Source organism: Brevundimonas intermedia (genome assembly GCF_027922165.1).
Classification (GTDB): Bacteria; Pseudomonadota; Alphaproteobacteria; order Caulobacterales; family Caulobacteraceae; genus Brevundimonas; species Brevundimonas intermedia.
Genome location: NZ_BSFD01000001.1, coordinates 227752 through 252126, shown reverse-complemented (window position 1 = coordinate 252126; position 24375 = coordinate 227752). Strand labels below are relative to the sequence as shown.

General features: G+C 66.2%; 16 protein-coding genes. 7 read left to right on the top strand and 9 right to left on the bottom strand.

What is annotated here, in order from left to right:
* The first annotated feature begins 52 nt into the window (after window positions 1-52).
* Entirely contained in the window at window positions 53-1066 is a 1014-nt protein-coding gene (locus PKE72_RS01170) for a LacI family DNA-binding transcriptional regulator (RefSeq protein WP_271163642.1), read from the top strand.
* 5 nt (window positions 1067-1071) lie between these two features.
* Here the strand turns inward: PKE72_RS01170 and PKE72_RS01165 are convergent, their stop codons facing one another.
* Both PKE72_RS01165 and PKE72_RS01160 read right to left on the bottom strand, forming a co-directional pair.
* Window positions 1072-2706 (bottom strand): alpha-glucosidase, encoded by a 1635-nt coding sequence (locus PKE72_RS01165; RefSeq protein ID WP_271163641.1) that lies wholly within the window; start codon window positions 2704-2706, stop codon window positions 1072-1074.
* Window positions 2703-4523 carry an alpha-amylase family glycosyl hydrolase gene (locus PKE72_RS01160; RefSeq protein WP_271163640.1) on the bottom strand — a complete coding sequence of 607 codons (1821 nt, stop codon included), beginning with the start codon at window positions 4521-4523 and terminating at the stop codon, window positions 2703-2705. Before PKE72_RS01160 ends, PKE72_RS01165 begins: the two co-directional genes overlap by 4 nt.
* Before the next feature lie 284 nt (window positions 4524-4807).
* Here PKE72_RS01160 and PKE72_RS01155 point away from each other — a divergent pair, with 284 nt between their 5' ends.
* Entirely contained in the window at window positions 4808-7591 is a 2784-nt protein-coding gene (locus PKE72_RS01155; protein ID WP_271163639.1) for a TonB-dependent receptor, read from the top strand.
* Window positions 7592-7819: 228 nt separating this feature from the next.
* The gene (locus tag PKE72_RS01150) at window positions 7820-9094 is read left to right on the top strand and encodes a sugar MFS transporter (RefSeq protein ID WP_271163638.1); all 1275 of its coding nucleotides are present in this window, start codon (window positions 7820-7822) and stop codon (window positions 9092-9094) included.
* Window positions 9095-9164: 70 nt separating this feature from the next.
* Here the strand turns inward: PKE72_RS01150 and PKE72_RS01145 are convergent, their stop codons facing one another.
* Window positions 9165-9773, bottom strand: a complete 609-nt coding sequence (locus tag PKE72_RS01145; RefSeq protein WP_271163637.1) for a TetR/AcrR family transcriptional regulator — start codon at window positions 9771-9773, stop codon at window positions 9165-9167.
* A 131-nt stretch (window positions 9774-9904) separates the two neighbouring features.
* On the opposite strand from PKE72_RS01145, the gene PKE72_RS01140 reads away from it, so the two are divergent.
* From PKE72_RS01140 to PKE72_RS01125, 4 genes are all read left to right on the top strand, one after another.
* Window positions 9905-11113 (top strand): efflux RND transporter periplasmic adaptor subunit, encoded by a 1209-nt coding sequence (locus tag PKE72_RS01140; RefSeq protein ID WP_271163636.1) that lies wholly within the window; start codon window positions 9905-9907, stop codon window positions 11111-11113.
* Window positions 11114-11116: 3 nt separating this feature from the next.
* On the top strand, window positions 11117-14383 hold the full coding sequence (locus PKE72_RS01135; RefSeq protein WP_271163635.1) for an efflux RND transporter permease subunit: 3267 nt from the start codon (window positions 11117-11119) through the stop codon (window positions 14381-14383).
* Window positions 14383-15816 (top strand): efflux transporter outer membrane subunit, encoded by a 1434-nt coding sequence (locus tag PKE72_RS01130; protein WP_271163634.1) that lies wholly within the window; start codon window positions 14383-14385, stop codon window positions 15814-15816. Before PKE72_RS01135 ends, PKE72_RS01130 begins: the two co-directional genes overlap by 1 nt.
* A gap of 530 nt (window positions 15817-16346) precedes the next feature.
* On the top strand, window positions 16347-16610 hold the full coding sequence (locus PKE72_RS01125) for a hypothetical protein (RefSeq protein ID WP_271163633.1): 264 nt from the start codon (window positions 16347-16349) through the stop codon (window positions 16608-16610).
* Window positions 16611-16783: 173 nt separating this feature from the next.
* Here the strand turns inward: PKE72_RS01125 and PKE72_RS01120 are convergent, their stop codons facing one another.
* The 6 genes from PKE72_RS01120 to fliD all read right to left on the bottom strand — a co-directional run bounded on the left by PKE72_RS01120 (window position 16784) and on the right by fliD (window position 24331).
* Entirely contained in the window at window positions 16784-17332 is a 549-nt protein-coding gene (locus tag PKE72_RS01120; RefSeq protein ID WP_271163632.1) for a hypothetical protein, read from the bottom strand.
* Between the two features lie 461 nt (window positions 17333-17793).
* A complete protein-coding gene (locus PKE72_RS01115) occupies window positions 17794-21201 on the bottom strand; it encodes an autotransporter outer membrane beta-barrel domain-containing protein (RefSeq protein WP_271163631.1) in 3408 nt (1135 codons plus the stop codon).
* 144 nt (window positions 21202-21345) lie between these two features.
* Entirely contained in the window at window positions 21346-21549 is a 204-nt protein-coding gene (locus PKE72_RS01110) for a hypothetical protein (RefSeq protein ID WP_271163630.1), read from the bottom strand.
* A complete protein-coding gene (locus PKE72_RS01105; RefSeq protein WP_271163629.1) occupies window positions 21518-22174 on the bottom strand; it encodes an RNA polymerase sigma factor in 657 nt (218 codons plus the stop codon). Before PKE72_RS01105 ends, PKE72_RS01110 begins: the two co-directional genes overlap by 32 nt.
* A gap of 59 nt (window positions 22175-22233) precedes the next feature.
* Entirely contained in the window at window positions 22234-22650 is a 417-nt protein-coding gene (locus PKE72_RS01100; RefSeq protein ID WP_271163628.1) for a flagellar protein FliS, read from the bottom strand.
* The gene (fliD, locus tag PKE72_RS01095; protein WP_271163627.1) at window positions 22640-24331 is read right to left on the bottom strand and encodes a flagellar filament capping protein FliD; all 1692 of its coding nucleotides are present in this window, start codon (window positions 24329-24331) and stop codon (window positions 22640-22642) included. The genes PKE72_RS01100 and fliD overlap by 11 nt, the downstream gene beginning before the upstream one ends.
* Window positions 24332-24375 lie beyond the last annotated feature (44 nt).

The following is a 24375-nucleotide window of genomic DNA, read 5'->3' as shown; positions in this document are numbered from 1 at the left end:
TGTTTGCAGAAAAATTTGCAGTCAGAACAGACTGTGCTGGGGACCCGCGACCTTGAGCCGCAAGACCACTCGACTTGAAGATATCGCGCGCCTGGCCGGCGTGTCGGTCGCCACCACCTCGCGCGCGCTGAACGACAGCCCCGCCGTCAACGACCGCACCAAACAACTGATCTGGAAGCTGGCGAAGGAGCACGACTATCCGTTTCGCCGCTACATGCCCGCCGGCCCGATCGGGGCCCAGGGCACGATCGCCCTGGTGACGCCTCGCCCTCAGGGGCGGGAAGGCCGGATCTCCGACCCCTTCTTCCTGGAGCTGCTGGCCGGGGTGGGCGAGGCGGCGCGCGAACGCGGCTGCGACCTGCTGATGAGCCATATCTCGCCCGCCACCTATGACGAGCTGGCGGCGGCGATGAACACGAGTCGCGCCGACGGGGTGATCTTCCTGGGTCAGTCCAGCCTGCACGCCGCCTTCAACCGGCTGGCGGCCGGCGACTACCGGTTCGTGGTCTGGGGCGCCGACCTGCCGGAACAGGACTACTGCTCCATCGGGTCCGACAATTTCTCGGGCGGTCGGCGTGCGACCTCGCATCTGGCGCGTCTGGGGCGCACGCGGATCGTCTTTCTGGGCGACCTCGATCCGCCGGAGGCGATGCAGAGGCACCGGGGCTATCTGGAGGCGCTGGAGACGGCGGGTCTGTCGGTGGACGCAGAACTGATCGTCCCCGCCCATTTCGAGGTCGAGTCCGCCGAGGCGGCCGTGGACGCCCTGGTGCGTCGGGGCGTGAAGTTCGACGGCGTGGTGGCGGCGTCCGACCAGATCGCCCTGGGCGCCGTGCGGGCGCTGGAACACGCCGGCCTGACCGTGCCCGGCGACGTCTCGGTGATCGGCTTCGACAATGTGCCCTTCAGCCGCTACTCGCGCCCGGCCCTGTCCACCATCGCCCAGGACACGATGAAGGCCGGCCGACTGATGGTGTCCAAACTGCTGGACCACGGGGGCGCGACCGCCGGTCGGTCGGAACGCGTTCCCACCGACCTGATCGTGCGCGAGACCTGTGGCGGCTAACCGGCTCATGCCAGTCTGAAGACCCGTCCGGCGAGCGGGGGCAGGGCGTCGCCGCCGGCGAAGTTGATCGCCTCGATCTGCGTCGCCCCGGCCGGCGGGCTCCAGCGTACTGTGTCGTGGCCCAGGTTGAACACGCACAGCAGCCGTTCGTGCGAGCCGCCGCGCTCCTGGCGTTCGAACACCAGCAGGCCCGACGTCTCGATCAGCTCCATGCCGCCATAGCGTAGGGCCGGATGCTGATGACGCAGGCGGATGACCGCGCGGGCGACCTGCAGCGTCGAGGCCGGATCGGCTTCCTGCGCGTCCACCGCCAGCGGCAGGTGGCGGGCGTCGACCGGCAGCCAGGGCTCGACGGTGGAGAAGCCGGCGTTGGTCTGGTCCGCATGCCAGGGCATGGGGGTGCGGGCGCCGTCGCGGCCCAGGGTCTCGGGCCAGTTGGCGATGGCTTCGGGGTCGACCAGCCGCTCGAACGGCACCTCGGCCTGAGGCAGGCCCAGTTCCTCGCCCTGATAGACGAAGACGTTCCCGCGCAGGCACACCAGCAGCAACAGGGCCATCTCGGCGAAGGCCTTGCGATCCCGGCCCTGGGCCCAGCGCGACACGGCGCGCGGCGCGTCGTGGTTCGAGAAGGTCCAAGACGGCCAGCCCTCGCCCTGCTGGTCCGGCCACATGGTCTCGCCCTGCGCGACCAGTTCGCCCTTCAGCGCATCGGCGTAGAGATAGAGGAAGCCGTAGGCCGAGTGCAGGCGGTCGTCGCCGGCCGTATATTCCTTCATCTCGCGGTCGGCATGGTCGCCGCCCACCTCGGCGACGGTGAACCGGCCCTCGTAGCTGTCGGTCAGGGCGCGGATCCGGTTCAGGAAGCCGATGATCTCGGGCTGGCTCTGATTGTTGATCTTGTCCTGGAAGTCGAACGGACGGGTGCGCTTCTTGCCGTCGTTGATCGGCGGATTATCGGTCAGCTTCAGGTCGTGGATAGAGAAGTTGATGGCGTCCAGCCGGAAGCCGTCCACCCCCCGGTCCAGCCAGAAGCGCGCGGCCTCGATCAGGGCGTCCTGAACCGCCGGATTGCGCACGTTCAACTGCGGCTGAGAGGCCAGGAAGTTGTGCATATAGTACTGGCCGCGCCGGGCGTTCCAGGTCCAGGCCGGGCCGCCGAACACCGACTGCCAGTTCGACGGCGGCGAGCCGTCCGGCTTGGCGTCGGCCCAGACGTACCAGTCGGCGTGCGGCCCGCTGCGCGACGCGCGGCTGTCCAGGAACCAGGGGTGTTCGTCCGAGGTGTGCGAGAAGACCTGGTCGATCACCACCTTCAGGCCCAGCGCATGGGCCCGCGCCACCAGGGCGTCGAAATCGGCCAGGGTCCCGAAGATCGGATCGACGTCGCAATAGTCCGCGACGTCATAGCCGAAATCCTTCATCGGCGAGGTGAAGAAGGGCGACAGCCAGATCCCGTCCACGCCCAGCGAGGCGATATGGTCCAGATGCTCGGTGATCCCCTTCAGGTCGCCGACGCCGTCGTTGTTCGCGTCGGCGAAACTGCGCGGATAAATCTGGTACAGCACCGCACCCCGCCACCATTCAGTGTGGGCGGTCGCCGGCTGGGCGGCGGTCGCGAGGTCGAGGGTGTGGGCGTTCACTTGGGCGTGCTCTTGCAGATCAGATAGTCGAGAGGGGCGATGCGGACGGCGTAGCTGGCCGGCGCCGAGGCCTCGGCCGCACAGTCGCCGCGAACAGCTTGCCACCGCAGCGATGCGGGCTCCACCTCAACCTGTGCGGTGACGGCGGTGGTCGAGGTGTTGAACAGGACCAGGGTCTCTCCGCCGGTCTCGTCGAGGCGGGACAGGGCGAACAGGCCTGGCGCGTCGTCGGCGGCGCGGACGAACTGACGGCCGTGGCGCAGCGCCGGTTCCGCAGCGCGGATCCGCGCCATTTCGGCGATGGCCGTATAGAGGGGCGCTTCGGTCGAATAGGCCGGCTGGCGTCCGCCGATGGGCTGCTCCGCCGCATAGACGGCCGTCTGGCTGGCGAACATGTCCTGGCGTGAGTTCCCATAGCCGCCGGCCCCGGCGAAGCCCTGTTCGTCGCCGTAATAGAGGGTCGGCACGCCGCGGCTGAACATCATCAGAGCGTGGGCGAGTTTCACCCGGGCCAGGATCTCGGCGTCGTCGGCGTCCGGATTGGCCTGTTTCACAAAGAAGCCGACCCGGCCCATGTCGTGATTGCCCAGGAAGGTCGGCAGGATGGCGGCCGTGTCCGCCCCCTTGGCGTAGACGGCGTCGGCGGCGAACAGCTTGGCCAGGGCGTCGGTTCCTGTCTTGCCCGAAGCCGCCTCGACCGCCGTCTTCTGGAAGGGGAAGTCCAGGACGGCCGGATAGGCGTCCACCCGCGTGAACCGCGCCGTGACCGCCGGGTCATGGTCATAGACCTCGCCGAAGATGTGGAAGTTCGGGATCCCCTTGGCCCGCGCCCGATCCAGCATGGCGGGGATGAAGGCCTGCCAGAATTCGGGGTTCACGTGGCGGGCGGTGTCGATGCGGTAGCCGTCGATCCCGTATTTGTCGATCCAGCCGCCGAAGATGTCGATCATGCCCTGGATCACGACCGGATCCTCGGTCAGCAGATCGTCCAGGCCGGCGAAGTCTCCGTCCAGCGAGCTTTCGCCGGCGAAGGTGCTGTCGCCCCGGTTATGATAGTGGATCGGGTCGTTCAGCCAGGCCGGAACCTTGGCCTTCTCCTCGCCCGCCGCAACATAGGGCGTATAGGCGTAGTCGGGCCGGGTCAGGCGCGAGAAGTCCCGCCCGTCGAAACCCGCGTTGATCGCCGCCCCGCCCAGCCCGCCACGGCGGGTGTAGGGATAGTCGGCCCGGCTGCGGTATTCGCAGGGCCGGTCCGGGCACTCGCGATAGCGGATCACGTCGGCCGTGTGGTTGGCGACGATGTCCAGATAGACCTTCATGCCCCGCGCATGGGCCGCATCGACCAGGGCGCGCATCGCCGCCTCGTCGCCGAAATGCGGATCGACGGTCGTGAAGTCGGTGATCCAATAGCCGTGGTGGGCCGCGCCCGTGTAATTGCCGTGCGTCTGGACCGGCTTGTTCTTGAAGATGGGCGCCAGCCACACCGCCGTCGCGCCCAGGCCCTGGATATAGTCCAGCCGCTCGGTCACACCGGCCAGATCGCCGCCGTGATAGAAATCGGTGTCGGCCGGGTCGAAGCCGCTCTTCAGTCGCTCGGGCGCATAGCCGCCGTGGTCGTTCGACGGATCGCCGTTGGCGAAACGGTCAGGCAGCAGGAAATAGATCACCTCGTCCTGGGGTGGGCGCTGACGCAGCGCGGTCAGGGCGTCCGGCGCAGCCGCCTGGGCCAGGACGGGCAGGGGAGATGTGGCGGCCAACAGGGCGGAGACCATCATCACGGCGCGCTTCGGCGTCTTCCACTGTCGAGCAAGCGTCATCCTGTCGTCCTCCCCGTCCGGAAAGTGCAAAGCCTTCCAGATCGATTTGCAAGATTTTGCAGTCCCGGCGCGATGTGTCAACGCGCATTAGATTGCTGCGGCGCAGCATTTACACAGCATGGAGTGGTGCAAAAGCGGCTGCATAGGGGCAATTGCATAGCTTGGCGCGCGGCGAAAATGAGCCGCAGAGATTAACTGCTTGCAAGAATGACAAATGTTTGCATATTTTTGCGAAGGCTTCGGTTGCGACATTCAGAATCGCGACAGCCTCAGGGAGGATGACCATGTCTCAACGTCTTAACCGGCGCGTGCGCCTGATGTCGGGCGCCGCATTCGGCGCCGCCATGCTGATGTCCGTCAGCAGCGTTCACGCCCAAACCGCCGCTCAGGCCGACGACCAGGCCGCAGAGGTCGACGAAATCGTCGTCACCGGCATCCGCCGCTCGATCGAGGCCTCGATCTCGGCCAAGGCCAACAACACCTCGATCGTCGAAGTCATCTCCGCCGAAGACATCGGCAAGCTGCCGGACGTCTCCATCGCCGAATCCCTGGCCCGCCTGCCGGGCGTGACCATGCAGCGCCTGGACGGCCGCAGCCAACAGATCTCCATCCGCGGCCTCGGGCCCGACTTCACCACCGCCCTGCTGAACGGCCGCGAACTGGTCACCACCGGCGACAACCGCGGCGTCGAGTTCGACCAATTCCCGTCGGAACTGCTGGGCAGCGTCGTCGTCTACAAGACCCCGGACTCTGCCCTGATCGGCCAGGGCTTGGCCGGCACCGTCGATCTGCGCACCGTTCGGCCCCTGGCCTATGGCCGCCAAGCCATCGCCGTGAACTATCGTCATGAGTGGAACGACATCGGCGCCCTGAACTCGGGCACGACAGACAGCGGCGACCGCTACACGATTTCCTACATCGACCAGTTCATGGATGGGACGCTGGGCGTCGCCCTGGGCTACGCCCACATGAGCTCGCCCTACCAGTCCGAGCGGTTCAACGCCTGGGGCTACCCGACATACAGCGACGGCAATCTGCTGACCGGCGGCGTCAAACCCTATGTCATGTCGTCGGAGCTGGAGCGCGACGGCTATATGGGCGTGCTGGAATGGCGCCCGAACGATCGCATCCATTCGACGATCGACGCCTTCTATTCCGAGTTCAAGAACACCCAGGTCCTGCGCGGCATCGAATTCCCGCTGGCCTGGGGCGGTTCGGCTGGGGACTGCACCGTGAACGTGGCTTCGTCGCTCTGCCGCCCAGCCCCATCGCTCCGCTCGGGCTACACGGTCGAGGACGGTCTGATCGTCGCCGGCACCTGGGACAACATCAAGGGCGTCGTCCGCAACGATCTGAACAAGCGCGACAGCAACATCACGGCCTTGGGCTGGAACACCGAGTTCGTCGCCAACGACGACTGGACCCTGGTCCTGGACGTCAACTATTCGAAGGTCGAGCGGAACGACATCATCCTCGAGACCAACGCCGGCACCGGGCGCAACATCAACGGCGCGCTGGACACCCTCGGCTTCGAACTGACCGATGACGGCGTCACCCGCTTCACCAGCCAGCTCGACTACGCCGACCCGACCCTGATCCGCATCACCTCGGCCCAGGGCTGGGGCTCGGACGTCATTCCGGGCGGCCAGGTCGGCTATATGAACACCCCGTCCATCGAGGACGAGATCAAGGCCGTCCGCCTCACCGCGAACCGTCAGCTGCACCAGAGCCCGTTCAAGTCGATCGACTTCGGCCTGAACTATTCGGAGCGCAACAAGACCTTCGTCAACGACCAGTACTACATCGGCGTCCCCGGCGGCGGCGACCTGTTCGTGCCGTCGGAATATCTGCTGGACCCGACCGATCTGGGCTATCTCGGCATCTCCCAGGTGCTCAGCTATGACGCCCTGGGCCTAGTCAACAGCGGCCTGCTTGACCTGGTCCGCAACCCCAACGCCGACGTCGCCGCCGGCAACTGGGAAGTGACGGAAAAGGTCTCGACCGCCTATATCCGCGCCAACATCGACCACTCTCTGTTCGGCCGGCCGCTGACTGGCAATGTCGGCATGCAGTTCGTCTACACCGATCAGCAGGGGCAAGGCTTCGAGGCCCAGCAGATCAGCCAGGGCGTGGCCGCCGTCGCGGAGCTCACCGGCGGCGCGGAATATCTGGAAATCCTGCCCAGCTCGAACTTCATCCTGGAAGTCGGCGACGACATGTTCGCCCGCTTCGCCGTCGCCCGCACCCTGGCCCGCCCGCGGATGGACGACATGCGCGCCTCGCGGAATTTCTCGTTTAACGCGGGCAACAACAACGCAAACGCCACGCCGACCCAGAACTCGCCGTGGGGGGGCGGCGGCGGAAATCCCGAGCTGAAGCCCTTCATCGCCGATGTGGTCGACATCTCGTTCGAGAAATACTTCGCCAACCGCAAGGGCTATGTCTCGCTGGCGGCCTTCTACAAAAACCTGGAAAGCTACGTCTACACGCGTAGCGTGCTGTTCGATTTCACCGGTTATCCGACCGGCGGCGTCACGCCCGTGATCAATGAGGGTGTTCTCACGACGCCTGAAAACGGCGACGGCGGCTGGATCAAGGGCCTGGAATTCTCGGTCTCCGCGCCGTTTGACCTCTTCCACCCCGCGCTGGAAGGCTTTGGCGGCATGTTCAGCGCCTCGCAGACGGACAGCGAGGTCCAGCCGGATCCCGCCAACCCGCCCACCACCCTGCCGGGCCTGTCGGAAACGGTCATGAACGGCACGCTCTACTACGAACGTTACGGCTTCCAGGCCCGCGTCTCGGGTCGTTACCGTTCGGACTTCCTGGGCGAGGTCGCCGGCTTCGGCAACGGCCGCACCCTGCGCTCGGTGGCCGAGGAAACCGTCGTCGACGCCCAGGTCGGCTACGAGTTCCAGTCCGGCCCGCTGGAAGGCCTCTCGATCCTGGCCCAGGTCAACAACCTGACCGACGAACCGTTCAAGACCTTCGAAAACGGCGATGAACGCCGGACCATCGATTATCAGAGCTACGGCCGGACCTTCGCGGTGGGCATGAACTACCGCTTCTGATTTCTCCCCTGAGCAAACTTGGGCCGCCCCGGAAACGGGGCGGCCCTTTCTTTTTGGCCTTCTCTTTTGCGCCGAAGCGACTGCTCCCAAGGCCATCCGCTTGGCCAAAGTTTGGTTACAGCCGGTGTTTTTCCGCTGGACGGCGCGTCCGCGATGCCCGAACCAAGGCGACCAGAACCGCGCGGGCAAAGCGCGGCCGTCCATAGTTCTTTTCCGCAGGGGGAATTCATGTCCGCTCCAGAGGCTCCAAAGCGCCAGGGTACGACCCTGGCCTTCGCCTATGTCACCACGCTCTTCTTTGCCTGGGGGTTCGCCACCTCGCTGATCGATCCGCTGATCGCCGCGGTGAAGCGGGTGTTCGATCTGAACAACGCCGAAGCCTTCCTGACGACCTTCGCCTGGTTCATCGCCTATGGGCTGATGTCCCTGCCGGCGGCGGCGGTGCTGGGCCGGCTGGGCTATAGCCGGTCGATCATCGGCGCGTTGGTCGTCATGGTGGCGGGCTGTCTGATCGTGCCGGCCGCCACGGCCGCCGACTGGTATCCGGGCGTGCTGATCGCCCTGTTCGTGATCGCCTCGGGCGTCACCCTGCTGCAGGTCGCGGCCAATCCGCTCGTCGCCGAACTGGGCAGCCGCAAGGGCGCGTCCAGCCGTCTGAACCTGTCCCAGGCCTTCAACTCCCTGGGCACCACGGTCGGTCCATGGCTGGGCTCGCACGTCCTGCTGACGGGCGGCGTTTTCGCCGCCGGCGCCGTGGTCACGGTCGCGACCCGGACCCAGTCGCTGCGCAGCATCGACATGGCCTTCCTGAGCATGGGCGCCTTCTTCGCCGTCGTCGCCTTCTTCATCTTCACCGCGCGCAAGAAGATCAATGCGGCGGCTCCGGCCGCGACCGAGGCGGTCTCGCCGCTGAAGGCCCTGTCCTCGCCTTGGGCCGTCTTCGGCGCCCTGGCCATCTTCCTCTATGTCGGTTCGGAAGTGGCCATCGGCGGCATGCTGACTAACTTCCTCGAAAGCCCCGACATCCTGAACGCCCCGATCGAGACGGCGGGCAAGATGGTCGCCCTCTACTGGGGCGGCGCCATGGTCGGCCGGTTCATCGGTTCGCTGGTGCTGTCGCGCGTATCGCCTGGCGTGGTCCTCGCCGTTTGCACGGTCGCCGCCGCATCGATCTGCTTGCTGGTCAGCCAGATCGGCGGACCGACGGCGGCCTATGCGGTCCTGTCTATCGGGCTGTTCAACTCGATCATGTTCCCGACCATCTTCACCCTGACGCTGGAGCGGTCCACGGCCCCGACCTCGGCGACCTCGGGCCTGCTGGTGTTCGGCATCATCGGCGGCGCCCTGCTGCCGCAGGTGGCGGCGCGTATCGCCGACGCCGCCGGCGCGCTTCAGCCGGCCTTCCTGGTGCCGATGGCGGGCTATGTGGGCCTGACCGTCTTCGCCATCGCCTGCGCTCGGACCAAGGCCAAGGCGGAAGTGACCACGACCGCCTCGCACTAAAGTCGGGTCGTCGGACAAGACAAGGGGCGCGGAGGGAGACCTCCGCGCCCTTTCTAATTCCGTTGGCTTCTCAGCCGTCGATCAGGGACTGAAGGATCGGCGCCAGCCGGTCGCGCATCTTTTCGCACTCGGCCGGCTCGATATTGAATGTGCCGCCGCCCAGTTCGCGGCTGACCGACATGCCCATGATGAAGCCCGCCAGCAGCCGCGCGCGCACCGTGGCGTCCGGGCCGCTGAGCCAGTCTTCCAAAGGACCGAAGAAGCGCTGGGTGCAACTGGACTGCACCATTTCCGCCGCCTTGGCCGAACCGATGGAGCGCAGCATGATCGACATGCCCTTCAGCTTCTCGGCCTTCTTGGGTTCGAACACGATCTCGTGCGCCACGCGCCGGCCGAAGTCGGCCTTCTCGCCCGACATCAGGGCGCTGCCGTCGCCGCAGCTGTCTAGGGCGGCCACGAACAGGTCGTCCTTCGAGCCGAAATAGCGGCTGATCAGGGCCGCATCGACCCCCACGTCCCGCGCGATGTCGCGCATGCCCACGTCATCATAGCTCTCGGCCGCGAATCTTTCGCGTGCTGCGTCAAGGATGGCCGTGCGCGTGGCGGCGGCGTTCCTCGGGCGGGGGCCGGGACATAACAAGGGGACAAAACTCCACAGAACAATAACCGTAGAACACATATGGCTTTGTCAACGCCTGTTGACAAGCGTCACGATGCCTCGCATTAAGTCACCACGCGTTGACAAGGCCGACTCCCCATCGGCCTATGTCCGCACGACTGGGATTTACCTCCGACAGGGAGATTGCGCAGATGCGCGGGCTGAAGATTGCGGCCGTGTCCGTCATGGTGACGGGTGCGCTATATGGTTGTTCCCCCAAGGCCGAAGGCCAGGCGCCCGGCGGCGCTCCGCCGGTGACGGTGGCCACGCCACTGCAGCAGCAGGTGGTGGACTGGGACGAATTCACGGGCCGCTTTGAAGCGGTCGAGAGCGTGGACGTTCGCGCCCGCGTCGGCGGCTATGTCCAGGCCGTCCACTTCCGCGACGGCCAGATGGTCCAGCGCGGCCAGTTGCTGTTCACCCTGGACCCGCGACCGGCCCAGGCCGCCCTGGCCCAGGCCCAAGCCCAGGTTGCCCAGATGCAGTCGCAGCTGACCCTGGCGCGCGCCAACCTGGCCCGCAGCGAGACGCTTCTGGCCTCGCAGGCGGTGTCCAAGGCGGAGTATGATTCCAACAAGGCCGCGGTCGACGCGGCGGTAGCCAATCTCGCCGCCGCCAACGCGGCCGTGCGCACCGCCCAGCTGGATCTGGAATACACCCGCGTCACGGCGCCGACCTCGGGCCGGGTCTCGGATCGTCGGGTCGATCCGGGCAATCTGGTCGCCGGCGGCTCTTCGGCGGGCGACATCCTGACCACCATCATCTCGGGCGGTCCTATCCACTTCGTCTTCGACGGCTCGGAAGCGGTCCTGCTGAAGTATCTGCGCGACGGCGGCGCCGCCAACGGCGCCCCGGTCCGCATCCGTCTGCAAGATGAGAGCGGCTTCACCCGCACCGGTCGCCTGGACTTCTCGGACAATGCGCTGGACACCGCGTCGGGCGTCATCCGCATGCGCGCCATCGTGCCGAACGGCGACGGCTTCCTGCGTCCCGGCCTGTTCGGCCGCGCCCAGGTCGCGGGCGCCGGCTCCTACGACGCTCTGCTGGTGCCGGACACCGCCATCGGCACCGATCAGTCGCGCCGCGTCGTCTCGGTCGTCAACGCCGACGGTTCGGTCACGGCCAAGCCCGTCCAGCTGGGTCCGATCGTCCAGGGCCTGCGCGTGATCAAGTCGGGCCTGGCCCCGACCGACCGCGTGATCATCGCCGGTCTCCAGCGCGCCGCCCAGCCGGGCTCCAAGGTCACCCCCAAGAACGGCCGCATCGCCCCTGTCGCCGAACAGGCGTCGGACGCGCCGGTCACCCAGGCGGCCCCGGCTTCGACCGGTTCGTTCGCCAGCAGCCTCTCCACCGGCGACTAAGCCATGAACATATCCCGCTTCTTCATCGACCGGCCGATCTTTGCGGCCGTGATCTCGGTGGTGATCACCATCATCGGCGTCTTCGCCTATCCGCTGCTGCCCCTGTCGCAGTACCCGGAGATCGCGCCGCCCACGATCACCATCAACGCCTCCTATCCCGGCGCCTCGGCCGAGACCCTGGCCGAAACCGTCGCCGCCCCCATCGAGCAGGAGGTGAACGGCGTCGAGGACATGCTCTACATCACCTCCTCGTCCACCTCGGACGGGGCGGTGGCCATCACCGTCACCTTCCAGCCCGGCACCGACCTGGACGCCGCCCAGGTGCTGGTCCAGAACCGCGTCTCCCTGGCTGAACCCCGTCTTCCCGACGCGGTCCGTCAGACCGGCGTGGTGGTCAACAAGGCCGAGAGCGGCTTCCTGATGGTGCTGGGTCTGACCTCGCCCGACGGCTCGCTGAGCAACGACTATGTCGGCAACTACGGCAACTCGACGCTGCGGGACCGCCTGCTGCGGCTCGAGGGCGTGGGCGCCGTCCAGGTCTTCGGCGGCGGCAACTATTCGATGCGGATCTGGATCGACCCGGCCAAGGCGGCCGAGCGCGGTCTGACCGGCCCCGACATCGTCGCCGCTCTGCAAGCCCAGAACGTCCAGGCCGCCGCCGGCTCGATCGGCCAGCCCCCGTTCGCGAACAACGCCTCGGCCTTCCAACTGCCGATCCAGGTTCAGGGTCGTCTGACCGATCCCGACCAGTTCTCCAACGTCGTCCTCAAGACCGACAGCGAAGGGCGCGTCACCTATCTGCGCGACGTGGCGCGGATCGAACTGGGCGCCCAGGATTACGGGATCCGCGGCTTCTTCGACGGCCAGCGCGGCGTCGGTCTGGCCATTGTTCAGCAGCCGGGGGCCAACGCCCTGGGCACCGCCGAACGCGTGCTCGCCGAGGTCGAGGCCGTCCAGGCCGAGCTGCCCGCCGGCATGGAGCTGTCCGTCCCCTATAACCCGACTGAGTTCGTCGCCGCCTCGGTGGAGTCGGTCCAGCACACCCTGATTGAGGCCGTCTTCCTGGTCGTGATCGTGGTCATGGTCTTCCTCCAGACCTGGCGCGCGGCCATCATCCCCATCGTGGCCATCCCGGTCGCCCTGGTCGGCACCTTCGCGGTGCAGCTGGCCCTCGGCTATTCGATCAACTCCCTGTCCCTGTTCGCCCTCGTCCTCGCGGTCGGCATCGTCGTCGATGACGCCATCGTCGTGGTCGAGAACGTGGAACGGGCCATCAGCGAAGGCCTGTCTCCAAAGGAGGCCGCCTATCGATCAATGCAGGAGGTCTCGGGTGCTCTGATCGCCATCGGCCTGGTGCTGGTGTCAGTGTTCGTCCCGACCATGTTCGTTCCGGGCATTCCGGGCATCTTCTACCGCCAGTTCGCGGTGGTCATCGCCTCGGCCTCGGTCATCTCGTTGTTCGTGTCGCTGACCCTGTCGCCGGCCATGGCCGCCCTGCTGCTGAAGCCGCACAAGAAGGACCACGAGAACGCGCGCAAGCCGGGCGTCCTGGGTTCGGTCGTCTATTACGGCGGCTGGGCCGGGCGTAAGTTCAACGAGGGCTTCGACTGGCTGTCGGATCGCTACGGCCGTCTGACGGCGCGCCTGGTGCGCACCGTGGGTCTGGTGCTGATCATCTACGCCGGTCTGCTGGGCCTGACCGCCTGGCGTCTGGTCGATACGCCCTCGGGCTTTATTCCCGAGCAGGATCAGGGCTTCCTGATCGGCGTCATCCAACTGCCCGCCGGCGCCTCGCTGGATCGCACAGAGGCGATCATGCAACGCGCCAGCCAGATCATCCGCGACACCAATGGCGTCGACGGCACTGTGGCCTTCGCCGGCCTCGACGGCGCCAGCTTCTCGTTCGGCTCCAACGCCGCCACCATCTTCGTGCGTCTGAGCCCCTTCGAGGACCGGACCAAGGAAGAGGCCGCGACCGCCCTGGCCGGAGCCATCACCCAGGCTACGGGTCAGATCGAGGACGCGCAGATCTTCGTCATCGCTCCGCCGGCGGTCCAGGGGCTGGGCAACGGCAACGGCTTCAAGATGATGATCCAGGACACCTCGGGCGCCGGCTACCGCGCGCTGGAGGGGGCGACCTTCGCCATGATGGGCGCCGCCGCCCAGGCCCCGGATCAGGTCAGCCAGGTCTTTTCGACCTACAACACCGGCTCGCCCCGCATCTCGGCCGACGTGGATCGTGACAAGGCGTTGATGATGGGCGTTCAGCCCAGCGCCGTGTTCGACACCCTCGGGGTCTATCTGGGCTCGTCCTATGTGAACGACTTCAACCTGCTGGGCCGCACCTACCGGGTCACGGCCCAGGCCGAGCCCCAGTACCGCGACGACATCGCCGATATCGCCAACCTGAAGACCCGCTCGTCCAGCGGGGCCATGGTGCCGATCGGTTCGGTGGCCAACCTGGTCAATGACTCGGGTCCGTCGCGGATCGTCCGCTACAACCTGTTCCCGGCGTCCGAGCTTCAGGGCAATGCCGCCATGGGCGTGTCCTCCGGCCAGGCGCTGCAGGTCATGGAGCAGATGGCGACCAGCACCCTGCCGCAAGGCTTCTCCTACGAGTGGACCGAGCTGGCCTACCAGCAGAAGGCGGCCGGATCGGGCGCGACGATGATCTTCCTGATGGCCGTGGTCTTCGTCTTCCTGGTGCTGGCGGCCCAGTATGAAGCCTTCACGCTTCCGCTGGCGGTCATCCTGATCGTGCCGATGTGTCTGCTCGCGGCCATCATCGGCGTGAACTTGCGGGGTCTGGACAACAACATCCTGGTCCAGATCGGCCTGGTCGTTCTGATCGCGCTTGCGGCCAAGAACGCCATCCTGATCGTCGAGTTCGCCAAACAGGCGGAAGAGGAGGAGGGCATGAACCGCTTCGACGCGGCCGTGCATGCCGCCCGCAGCCGTCTGCGCCCGATCCTGATGACCTCCTTCGCCTTCATCCTCGGCGTCGTGCCGCTGATGCTGGCGACCGGCCCCGGCGCCGAAATGCGCCAGTCGCTGGGCACGGCGGTCTTCTCCGGCATGCTGGGGGTGACCTTCTTCGGCCTGATCTTCACGCCGGTCTTCTATGTCGTGACCCGTTGGATGTCGTCCAAACTGCCGCAAGGCAAGACGCCGACGCCGACCAAGACTGAAGCCGTCCGTTACGATCAAACTTCCAGCCTGACCGATCCCGATGCGCCGGCTCCGGCCACCGGGCGGGGAGGGGACATCTGATGACCCGCACCAAGACCCTCAGCTTCCTGACCGCCGCAGCCGCCAGCGCCTTGCTCGCCGCCTGCGCGGTCGGGCCCCGGGCGCCGGCCGCCGACCTGCCTGTGGCCGGGACGGGCGCCTTCATCGGCGCCGCCTCGACCACGGTCTCGACCGCTCCGGCGCGAGACGACTGGTGGCGGCTGTATGACGACCCGACGCTGGACGGCCTGATCCGTCAGGCCTTCGCCGAGAACAACGAGCTGGAGGCGGCCTTCGCCAACCTGCGCGCGGTTCGGGCGTCCCTGTCCGAGGCGCGCGTGGGCCGGTTCCCGACCACCACCACCAGCGCCCAGGCCCAGCGCAGCCGCGCCTCGGCCGCCACGGTCAACGGCCTGCCTGCAGGCGAGGACGCCCCCGAGGTCGACACCTATGACGCCGGTCTTACGGCCAGCTACGAGGTCGATCTGTTCGGCCGGGTGGAATCGACCATCCGCGCCGCCCGCGCTGACGCCCGCGCAGCCGAGGCCGCCCTGGCCACGGTTCAGGTCTCGGTCGCGGCCGAGACGACCCGCGCCTATGCCGACGCCTGCTCGGCCAACGCCCAGATCGCGGTGGCCGAACGGACGCTGGAGCTGCAGCGCAACACCTCCAACCTGACCCAGACCCTGCTCGACGGCGGGGCGGGCACCGGCCTGGACGTGGCCAGCGCCCGTGCGGCCCTGGCCCAGACGGCGGCGACCCTGCCGACGCTGCGGGCGTCGCGCAACGAGGCCCTGTACCGGCTGGCGACCCTGACAGGCGTCACCCCGGCCGAGGCTAGCCAGGCCGCCGCCGCCTGCGTCCGGCCGCCGCAACTCAGCCGGCCGATCCCGATCGGCGACGGCGCCGCCCTGTTGGCGCGTCGTCCCGACGTTCGCCAGGCCGAGGCGAACCTGGCTGCCGCCGCCGCCCGCGTGAACGTGGCGACCGCCAACCTGTATCCCCAGATCAGCCTGGGCGGCTCCTTCGGCTCCACCGCCCTGGACTCCAGCGAACTGGGCGATGACCAGAACTACCGTTTCAGCTTCGGTCCGCTGATCAGCTGGTCCTTCCCCAACCTCTTCGCCGCCCGCGCCCAGATCAAGGCCGCCGACGCCCGCTCCGACGCCGCCCTGGCCACCTTCGACCAGACGGTGCTGACGGCCCTGCAAGAGACCGAGACGGCGCTCAGCAACTACGCCAACGAACTGGACCGCCGCGCCGCCCTGACCGAGGCCCGCGATCAGGCGGCCCGCGCCGCCAACCTGTCGCGTCAGCGTTTCAACGCCGGCGCCGACAGCTTCCTGGTAGTGCTCGACGCCGAACGCACCCAGGCCGCCGCCGACGCCGCCCTGGCCCAGTCCGACGCCCTGGTCACCACCTACCAGATCGCCCTGTTCCGCGCGCTGGCCGGCGGCTGGCAGGCCGAGAGCTGATCGAAGGCCCCGTCCCTCGCGCAGGCGAGGGGGCGAAGGTCGCCGACGTCTTCTTTCCTTTCGTCATTCCGGGCGGAGCGTAGCGGAGACCCGGAACCCAGCGGCGCCGAAGGCGAAATGGTTCAGCCTCACGATGCTGGACCAGCGAATCCGCGACAGTTTCGCGCTCCCGCGCGCCGCTGGGTTCCGGGTCTCCGGGCCAAGCGGCCCTCCGCCCGGAATGACGAAAGCCGGAAGGCCAGTGGAGAGCGGACGTGGTTGCTCCCTGCTTGTGGGGAGGGGCCGCCGCATTGCGTCTGTGGCGCGCGCACGGCCCGATCCGCATCCGATCCTCGGGTCAAGCCCGAGGATGACGGGGTGAATGTGCCCAACCCCGCTATCGTCTGTCCCGCCACGCCTTTCGTCACCCCACCCACACCGCCGCGTCAGCAAACCTGGCCGCGGCGCCAGGAAGCGGACATTCCGACGGGCTGGAAAGGGCGGAACGCGGACCTTCACACAAAGTTCGGGAGTTGCCATAACTCGAAGCAATGCTCATTGCGGACACATTCGACATCACAGGTCGTGGATTAGTGGTCGCCACCGACCAGGTCACCAGCCTCCCTGTCGGTAAGAAGCTGCTGGCCACAATCACAAGGGCAGACGGCACTGTCTTGAGGGCAGATGCGTATAAGGAATGGCTGCTGCGCCGAAATCCTGAGCCGTTGGAGAACGAGGCTTTCCTGCTCATCGGTCTTTCGAAAATCGAAGTGCCGATAGGGAGCACTTTGCAGGTGAATCTGCCCGAAAGCTGACGCTTCCGAAGTCCGCATCGGGTCGATTTGCGAAATGGGCGTCAGGCAGGGAAGCCGACATTGGCGCCAAGACCGGACTGTCGCCTTTTAGGTCGGTCGGAATGACGGATTCTGGTCCCGGCGCTTGCCGGAGCCTTGTCGGGTGGTCGATCCACTTCCCCTCCGACCGACGACTATCCCGCCCTTCGCGTGCAGCGGCGCTGCTGAGCGATGCCCTTGAGAAAGCCGCGGCGCACCAGGCCGGCGCGGATCGCCGCCTGAACCTCCCGGTCATGGGCCGCCGCGCCGGACAGGCGGCGCACCCAACTCCTCAGGGGGATGAAATCGGTGGCGGTGTCGCGAACCATGTCGAGCGCGGCGTTGGCCGCCTGGTCGCCCGTGCCTGTCGCCGGCGCCGGCTGATCGACATCAGGGCCGAGGGCCTCGTCCAAGGCGTCGATCTGGGCGATGACGGCCGAGCAACGCTGCAGACCCGTCGTCGCATAGGGGGCGCGGCGCGCGGTGATCAGAATCTCGGGCACCTCCTGTCGCCGCAGGTTGAGATCATCCAGCGGCGCCGTCGCCGCCTGGCCCACGCCGTCGCCGAATGTCTTTCCGCCCTGGGACGCTTGATCCCGGTTCAGTTGTACGCCTGATAGGCCAGGCATTGAGGCGCAGGCCCCGAGGCCGGACAGGCCCAAGGCCAGGATTGGCAGGACGATGAGGCGACGGGCGAATTTCAAAGGATCATTCCAAGCGTGACTATAGCTAGCACAGCGTTCTGATCGCAGGACAGTTCCGGCGGCCGCCTTGATCAGGCGCAAACCAAGTCTGTCGAATGGTCGTCTGAGTGGAAAGCGAGCGTCAAGAGGGTGGGATGACAACGAAGCGGATCATGCTCCATTGATACCGCTCCGCGCCGCCGGCTATCCTATTTTTGAAGAATAACCGTCGTTTTTCCAGTTAGTTGGCAACCGGCCGAGGCTTTTTACCTAGCGCTCCCCGGATCGGTGTTAGGCTGCTGTTCCGGTCTTTGACATGTCCATCGCCTGCGCACAGCCCACCCAAAGGGCCGTCCGCCCGATCCGCACAATTGCACTCCATTGCAGCGTGCAGTGTCGATCAAGAATTTTCCGGCTATAAAACAATAATATAGCCGGAAATTGCACTCTATTGCACTGGTTTTTCCGGGTGCAATCGCCCTCTAGAACAGGAAGGTCGCCCTCAGCAGGAAGCTGTAGCGGACATAGTCCTCCAGCAGCTGGGCGTCGCCGGAAATGCTCAAGGAACTCAATCCGTTGGCCATGGTCATGCCCAGGCCCAGCACCGGCCCGCCGCCGCTGATCGGTTCGCCGGTCAAGCTGAAGCTCTCGCCCCCGCTGATGTAGCGGGCGGTCGTCGCGTCATAGTCGGCCGACAGGATCTCCTTCCAGCCCAGCTTCAGCTCCGGCCTGAACATCTGGTCGCGGCCCAGGCCGTAGCCGATCTTCAGTGCGGCGGTGGCGCTGGCGACATGGCCGGTACGTCCGTCGATCTCCAGGTCGAAGGCGTCCCCGCCGCCCGACTCGCGGCGCGAACCTTCCGTCAGGCTGAAGTATTCGGCATAGGCCTCGGGCCGCAGCGACAGCCGTCCGAACCGGCGCTCGTAGGAGACGCCGCCCGCGGCCGACAGCGTATAGCCGTCCCAGTCCGCGTCCGAGCTCAGATAGACGTCGTCGCCGACCAGGGTGCGGGTGCTGTTGAACATGGCGTAGCCGACGGCGCCCCGCGCCCAGCCGGTCCAGCCGTGGCCCTGGGCGCGCCAGTACAGACCCAGTTCGAGCAGATTGGACGACAGTTCCTCCTCGGCCTCCGACTCCGGGTCCTGGATGTCGGACGAGGCCAGGGCCACCGAGACGCCGACCGCGCCGGCTTCGGTCATCTTCTCCACCCCGCCCGCGACGCCGAAGCCTTCCGAGCGATAGCCGTAGGTGTCGGTCTTGTCCTTGTCCTCGTAGAAGTTGATCTCCTGGACCCAGCCGCTGACCTCGCCGACGGCGGCGGTGCTGTTGCGGTTCGCCAGGGCCTGGGTCACGGCCTCGACCCCGCTGGACAGTGACATCAGCGTGCCGCCGGAATGGTCCGGCAGGGTCTGCTCGTACAGGTTCATGAAGTCGTCGCGGGTGGCCTGGTCCAGGAAGGCGTCCATCACGTCTTCGTCGCGGCTCAAGGCGCTGTAGAAGGCCTCGTAGGCCGCCGTCTCCACGCCGGACAGCGCCATCTCCGTGGTCGTGCGCTTGCGCAGATTCACGTCGATCGTCCCCGCCGCCTCGTCGGCCGACAGGCTCGAGACGATCATATAGGGCGAGTTGCCCGTCAGGTCCGTGCCCTGCACGGCCCCGTAGGACAGCGAGCCGGCCGTCACCAGGCGCACGGTCTCGCCGCCGTCGTCGACCAGCGAGTCCAGGTGCAGGCTGATCGTCGCCCCGTCCGCGAAGGTCGCCGCGCCGGACACCACATAGTCGCCCACGGTCCCGGCGTCGGGATCGACGGTGAAGTACAGCTCGCCGCTCTCGCCGACCGTCAGACTGGTGAGGTTCAGCGTCTCGCCTTGAAGCCCCTGCAGCACGCCGTCGATGATGTTGATGTCCAGCAATCCGTCCTCGTCCGACAGAGCGCCCTGGTAGGTGGCGCCGCCGTCGATCGACAGGCTGTCCGCTCCAGACCCGAAAGCGATGTCGCCGACCACATAGCCATTCTGGATATCGACGACGTCGGCGCCCGAACCCAGCAGGATGTCGCCCACGATATAGGGCTCCGCCGTATCGGCGACGCCGTCGTTATCGTCATCGTTGTCGTCGTCGTCCTCGGCGTCCAGGATCCCGTCGTCGTCGTCGTCCGGATCCTCGTCGTCGTACAGGCCGTCCCCGTCGTAGTCGGCCAACAGGTCGTTGGCGGCGGCGGACTGAGTGATCGTCACGCCGGTTGTGTTGGACGCAAAGTCGATGGCGATGGTCTTGCCCGTCACCACCTCGTCATCCGTCTCGTCGTCATCGTCATTGTCGGTCGCGATGATGTAGCTGACGATGCCGCCGGTGTTGGTCAGGCTGGTCACCGAACCGCTGGCGTCGCGAATGGCGACCGCATCCCCCGCCTCGCCGTAGATGTAGGTCGAGATGGTCCCGCTGTTGACGATGCTGGCCAGGGCGGCGTCGGCGTCGATCAGCACCCCGGCCGCCGTGTCCAGGCCTTCGGTGGTCGCCGTCGCCGTGATCGAGCCGCTGTTGACCAGGGTCGGGGTCGAGGCGCCTGACGCCAGCCGCAGAGCGGTGGCGTTCGCCTCGCTGGACCCGGCGGTGATCGAACCGTCGTTCAGTATTCCGCCCTCGATCACGGTCGATCCGGTCCCGCCGCCGATCAGAACGGCCGTCCCGTCGATGTCGTCGAAGATGCCCGAGGCGGTTATGGAGCCCTGGTTGATCAGGCCATAGCCGGTGTCGCCATAGGCGCTGATGACGATGTCGCCCGTCGCGGCGCCGATGGCCAGGGCGGGCGCGGCGCCATAGGTGCTGATGGCCGACGTCCCCTCGTTCTCGTCCAGGATGCCGTCGCCGTCGCGGTCGTCGTCATCAGCGTTGATGGTTCCGTCGCCGTCGTCGTCCTCGTCGCCGTTGGTGACGCCGTCACGGTCGTCGTCGCCGTCCTCTCCGTCGGAGTCCTCATAGGACGGCGCAGCGCCTAGCAGTATGCCGCCGTCGATGCTGGCTGCGACCTGAACGGCCGACCCCGCCTGGAGCAGATCGTCCGCGTCGAGGTCTTCCAGGTAGAGGCTGTCGTCGGACAGGTCCACGTCGTCCGCATCGTCATCGTCCAGGTCGGCCACGGCGGTCGGCTGGTAGGTGTAACGGTAGCCGTTGCTGGAGACCGAAGACTGGATCTGGAGGGCGCCCGAGACGGTGTTCTCGACCGAGACCCCGACCGAGCCTTCGCCGGTCACCGCAATCGAGCTTCCGCTCAGCAGGATGTCGCCGTCCACGTCGCCCGCGATCCGCACGCCGACGCCATTGTCGCCGGTCACGGACACCGACCCGAGGACGGTCAGATCGCCGGCCAGGGCGCTCTCGATCGAGATCCCGGCGGAATCGTCACCCTGAACGGCGATGCTGCCCGTGTCCTCAACCAGGACATTGCCGGTCCGGACCCCGTCGCCGGCGACGCGGATGCCATACCGGTCGCTGCCGCTGGCGAAGGGGCCGTCATAGTCGCCGTCGTCGTCCTCGTCCTCATAGCTGTCGATGTCGTCGGTGATCGAGATGCCGCCCCCCATCGTCAGGTAGCCGGTCTGCCCCGCCTCGAGCAGGATGCCGGTGTCGCCGTCCTCAGCCTCCTCCATCGTGATCAGGGAACCCTCTTCCAGCACGATGTCATTGTCGGAATCGCTGGTGATAGCGACGCCGCCGGTCATCACCACGGAGCCATCTTCGGACACGGTGACGTCAGACGCCGCGCCGTTGGAGACCGTCGAGGTCAGTACTGGGGCGGTCTTTTTGGACCCGATGTCGACCTGGGCATGGGCGGCCGAAGCCAGCACGAGCGGCGCAATGGCGGCCGCTGTGGCGAACCTTGAAAGCATGTTGAGCAGATATCCCGACGACGACATTGTCGGGGCGCACAGTTCTTGGTCCCGGTGGCGGTTGTGCGGTGAACTTGTTTCGACGGTGAAGCGCAGGCGCTCAGGCTTGAGCCGTCGTGTTTCGGATCTGACGTAACCGGCGCTTTAGGGCGCGGTTGTGGTCGCCTCCCAGCGCGGCGCAGGCGCTGCGTCTGCGCATAGCGACGACTCGGTCGCCGCGGCGAACAGGTCCTTGGCGGCGTCGGAGACAGCAATCAGATCCAACGCCGGTTCAGCCAGGGTCGCGGGCCAGGCGCTGATGTCCGGGCCGAGTCGGTCAAGCGTGGCGTGCAGTTCGGTCAAGGTCATGGGGCCAGATCTTCTTCTGTTTCCGTAGGTCTTCCCGGAGCGCCACCTTGCCTCTTTTAAGCAAGGAACGCACCGAGTTTTCAGTGGCCGCCAGCCGCGCCATGATCTCCGGCACGTCCGCGTCCTCGAAATAGTGCAGGCTCAGCACCCGTTGCTGGGCTGTCGGCAGACGAAGCAGCGCCGCGCGCAGCCGGTCGGCCGTTTCCTGGCGCGTGATCAACTCCTCCGCGTCAGGACCGCCGCCTGCGCCGAAATCCTCGACTGCGGCGCCGAGTGCTTCGGCCTCGGTCGGCGTATCGCGACGCCGTCTGCGATGGTCGATCGAGCGGTTGATCAGCACTCGGTGCAACCAGGTCGTGAAGCGCACGTCGCCGGGGGTCCAGCCGCCCCGCTTCCACAGCGAGAAGAACACCTCCTGAACCACGTCGTCCGCCTCGACTTCGTCGCCCAGGATGTTGCGGCAGACGGCATGGGCCATTCCCCGGTGCCGCTCCATCAAAGTTCGCAAGCAGAGATCATCGCCGGCGCGCATGGCTTCATAGAGCTCCTGGTCTGACGCGACGGCGCGATCGGCTATCGGTGCGATATTTTGGTGGTTGAAGGTGTGAAGCGCGTGGGAGTGCATGATCAATACCTGCGTTAGGTCGATCTATGCAAAGCAACGTGCGTGCCAAGCAAAAAATATTACTGTATTGTATTGTTAGATATTATTTGTTGCGGGGTAGATATATTTATAATCGAGCGGACCATGTTTTGAATTGGATCAGTTACGATTGACCACTCTCTGTTGCGCTTCGGTAGCATTCCGATGCGCCGGACAGCGCGGTGGGTGCGGGCGTAAAATCGCTGCAGATCAGCGCCTTCGGGGCCTGCAGCCGCGAAATCCATATGGAGTTTCAATGCGCTGATGATTTGGCTGGCGACGCTGAGATGGAAAACCATCTCATCCAGCCGATTCTGCTCATCGGCAGATCTTGCCGAGGCCACGGCGGAGTAGAGTTTCTGGTGCAAGGCCAGGGCGATATCAGTGGGGCTGGGCGCCAACTGGCTTGTGGCCCGGTAGCCGGCGATAGCGCGGGAATAGGCGGCGTTACTCATCATCGTCACTCGCGCCGAGGATGGCCTCGATCTGCTCTTGCAGCAGACGGGCGGCCTCCAGTTCGGCTTCCATGTTGGCGTATTTGGTCACAAGCTTGGTTCGGTAGGTCTCGGCGTCCTCGCGGATCTTGTCCGAGCGGTCCGACAGGTCGGTGTTGAGGTCGGTCAGGGTGTCGATCCGTTGTTGGATCAAACTCGTCGTGCTGTCGTCGAACTGCGTCAGGGTCTGCGTCAGCAGATTGGCGAACCCCTGCTGGATCGAGACGGAGATGTCTCCGGCGGTCGCCGGCGACAGGGTGAAGCTGAGGCCCTCGTAGATGGTCCCCTCGGCGCCCACGAGGCGCGAGCCGGAAACCGTGAAGGCGTTCGCGTCGCCGTCGGCCGCAGCGCTGGTGATGGAGCCCGTCTCGTCCGTGACGATCGTCAGGGTGAAAACGAGGGAACTGGTGGTCTCGTTGGCCAGCAGTTTCAGATTGATGTCAGAGGTGGAGAAGTCGGTTTCGAAGAAGCTCTCTAGGGCGTCAAGATTGGACAGGATGGCGTCGTTCAACGCCGTCTCATCACTGAGCTCCAGCAGCCCTTCCGACGTCCAGGTGATGCCCATGTCGCTGAACATGGCGATATCGTCCGAGGCGGCGTCGCTGCCGGAGTTAATCAGGGTTTGAAGCGTGGAGTTCAGCATCCGCATGACCGAGTCGGCGAAAAGAACCGCGTCTTCGTCCGCCCCGCCGTCCGAGGACACCGCGGACTGGTCCAGCATGTACTGCTTCAGCGCATTATAGGCGTCGATGAAGTCGGTGATCGCCGTCTTGACCGCTGAGGAGTCTGTGGAGACCGTCAGGGTGGCCGCCCCGTCCGTCACCCCGGACAGCGACAGGCTGACACCCTCGATGACGTCGGTCAGTTCGTTGGTGTCGCGTGTGACGGTCGCCCCGTCCACCGTGATGATCGATGGTTGAGCCTCGCGCAGAACATTGGCGAAGGCGCCGGTGTCGTCTGTCAGTCCTATGGTCTGTGCGACGTCGTCGCCCGACACGGAGGAGATGACTATCGTCTGATTGGTGTCCGTCGCAGACAGCACCAACTGGACGGTCGAGGAGTCCAGAGTGATCAAGGAGGCCTGCACCCCGGTGGTGTCGCTCTGGGCGTTGATCGCCTTGGCGAGGTCGCTGAGGGTTGTGGTCGCGGTGACGGTGATTTCGACCGCTTCCCCGCCTTCGACGCCCAGTGACAGAACGCCCGCGACGCCGATGGCGTCGGTCGAAGAACCGGACGAGGCGCTGACCTTCATCGCCTGAGCCAACTGAACCACTTCGATTTCGTAGTCGCCGTTGATGGCGTCGCTGGTGACGTCGACGGCCAGACCGGTGACGGTCTCGCCGGAGCTGCTGCTCAGCGCAGCGCTTCGGGAGTCGAATGAATTTTCAGACCCCAGGCTGGAATACGCCGGCAGGGCCAGGCCCTCGATTGCGTCGGATACGGCAGCGACGAGAGTCTGTAGTTCTTCATAGGCGGCGATCTTGGCCTCGTTGGCGGTGACCTTGGCGTCGATCGTGTCGGCGCGAGCGGTCTTCTGCGCCACGGCGGTCTCGATCAGGGCGTCGGTGTCGAGACCGGACGCCGTCGAGGTAATATAGCTGGCGCCGCTGCTGGTGGAGACGCCGGCGGTTGAGGTTGTGCTCATTGGATTGTCCGGGCGCGATCCTGGAGATCAAAGGGAACGGGCGG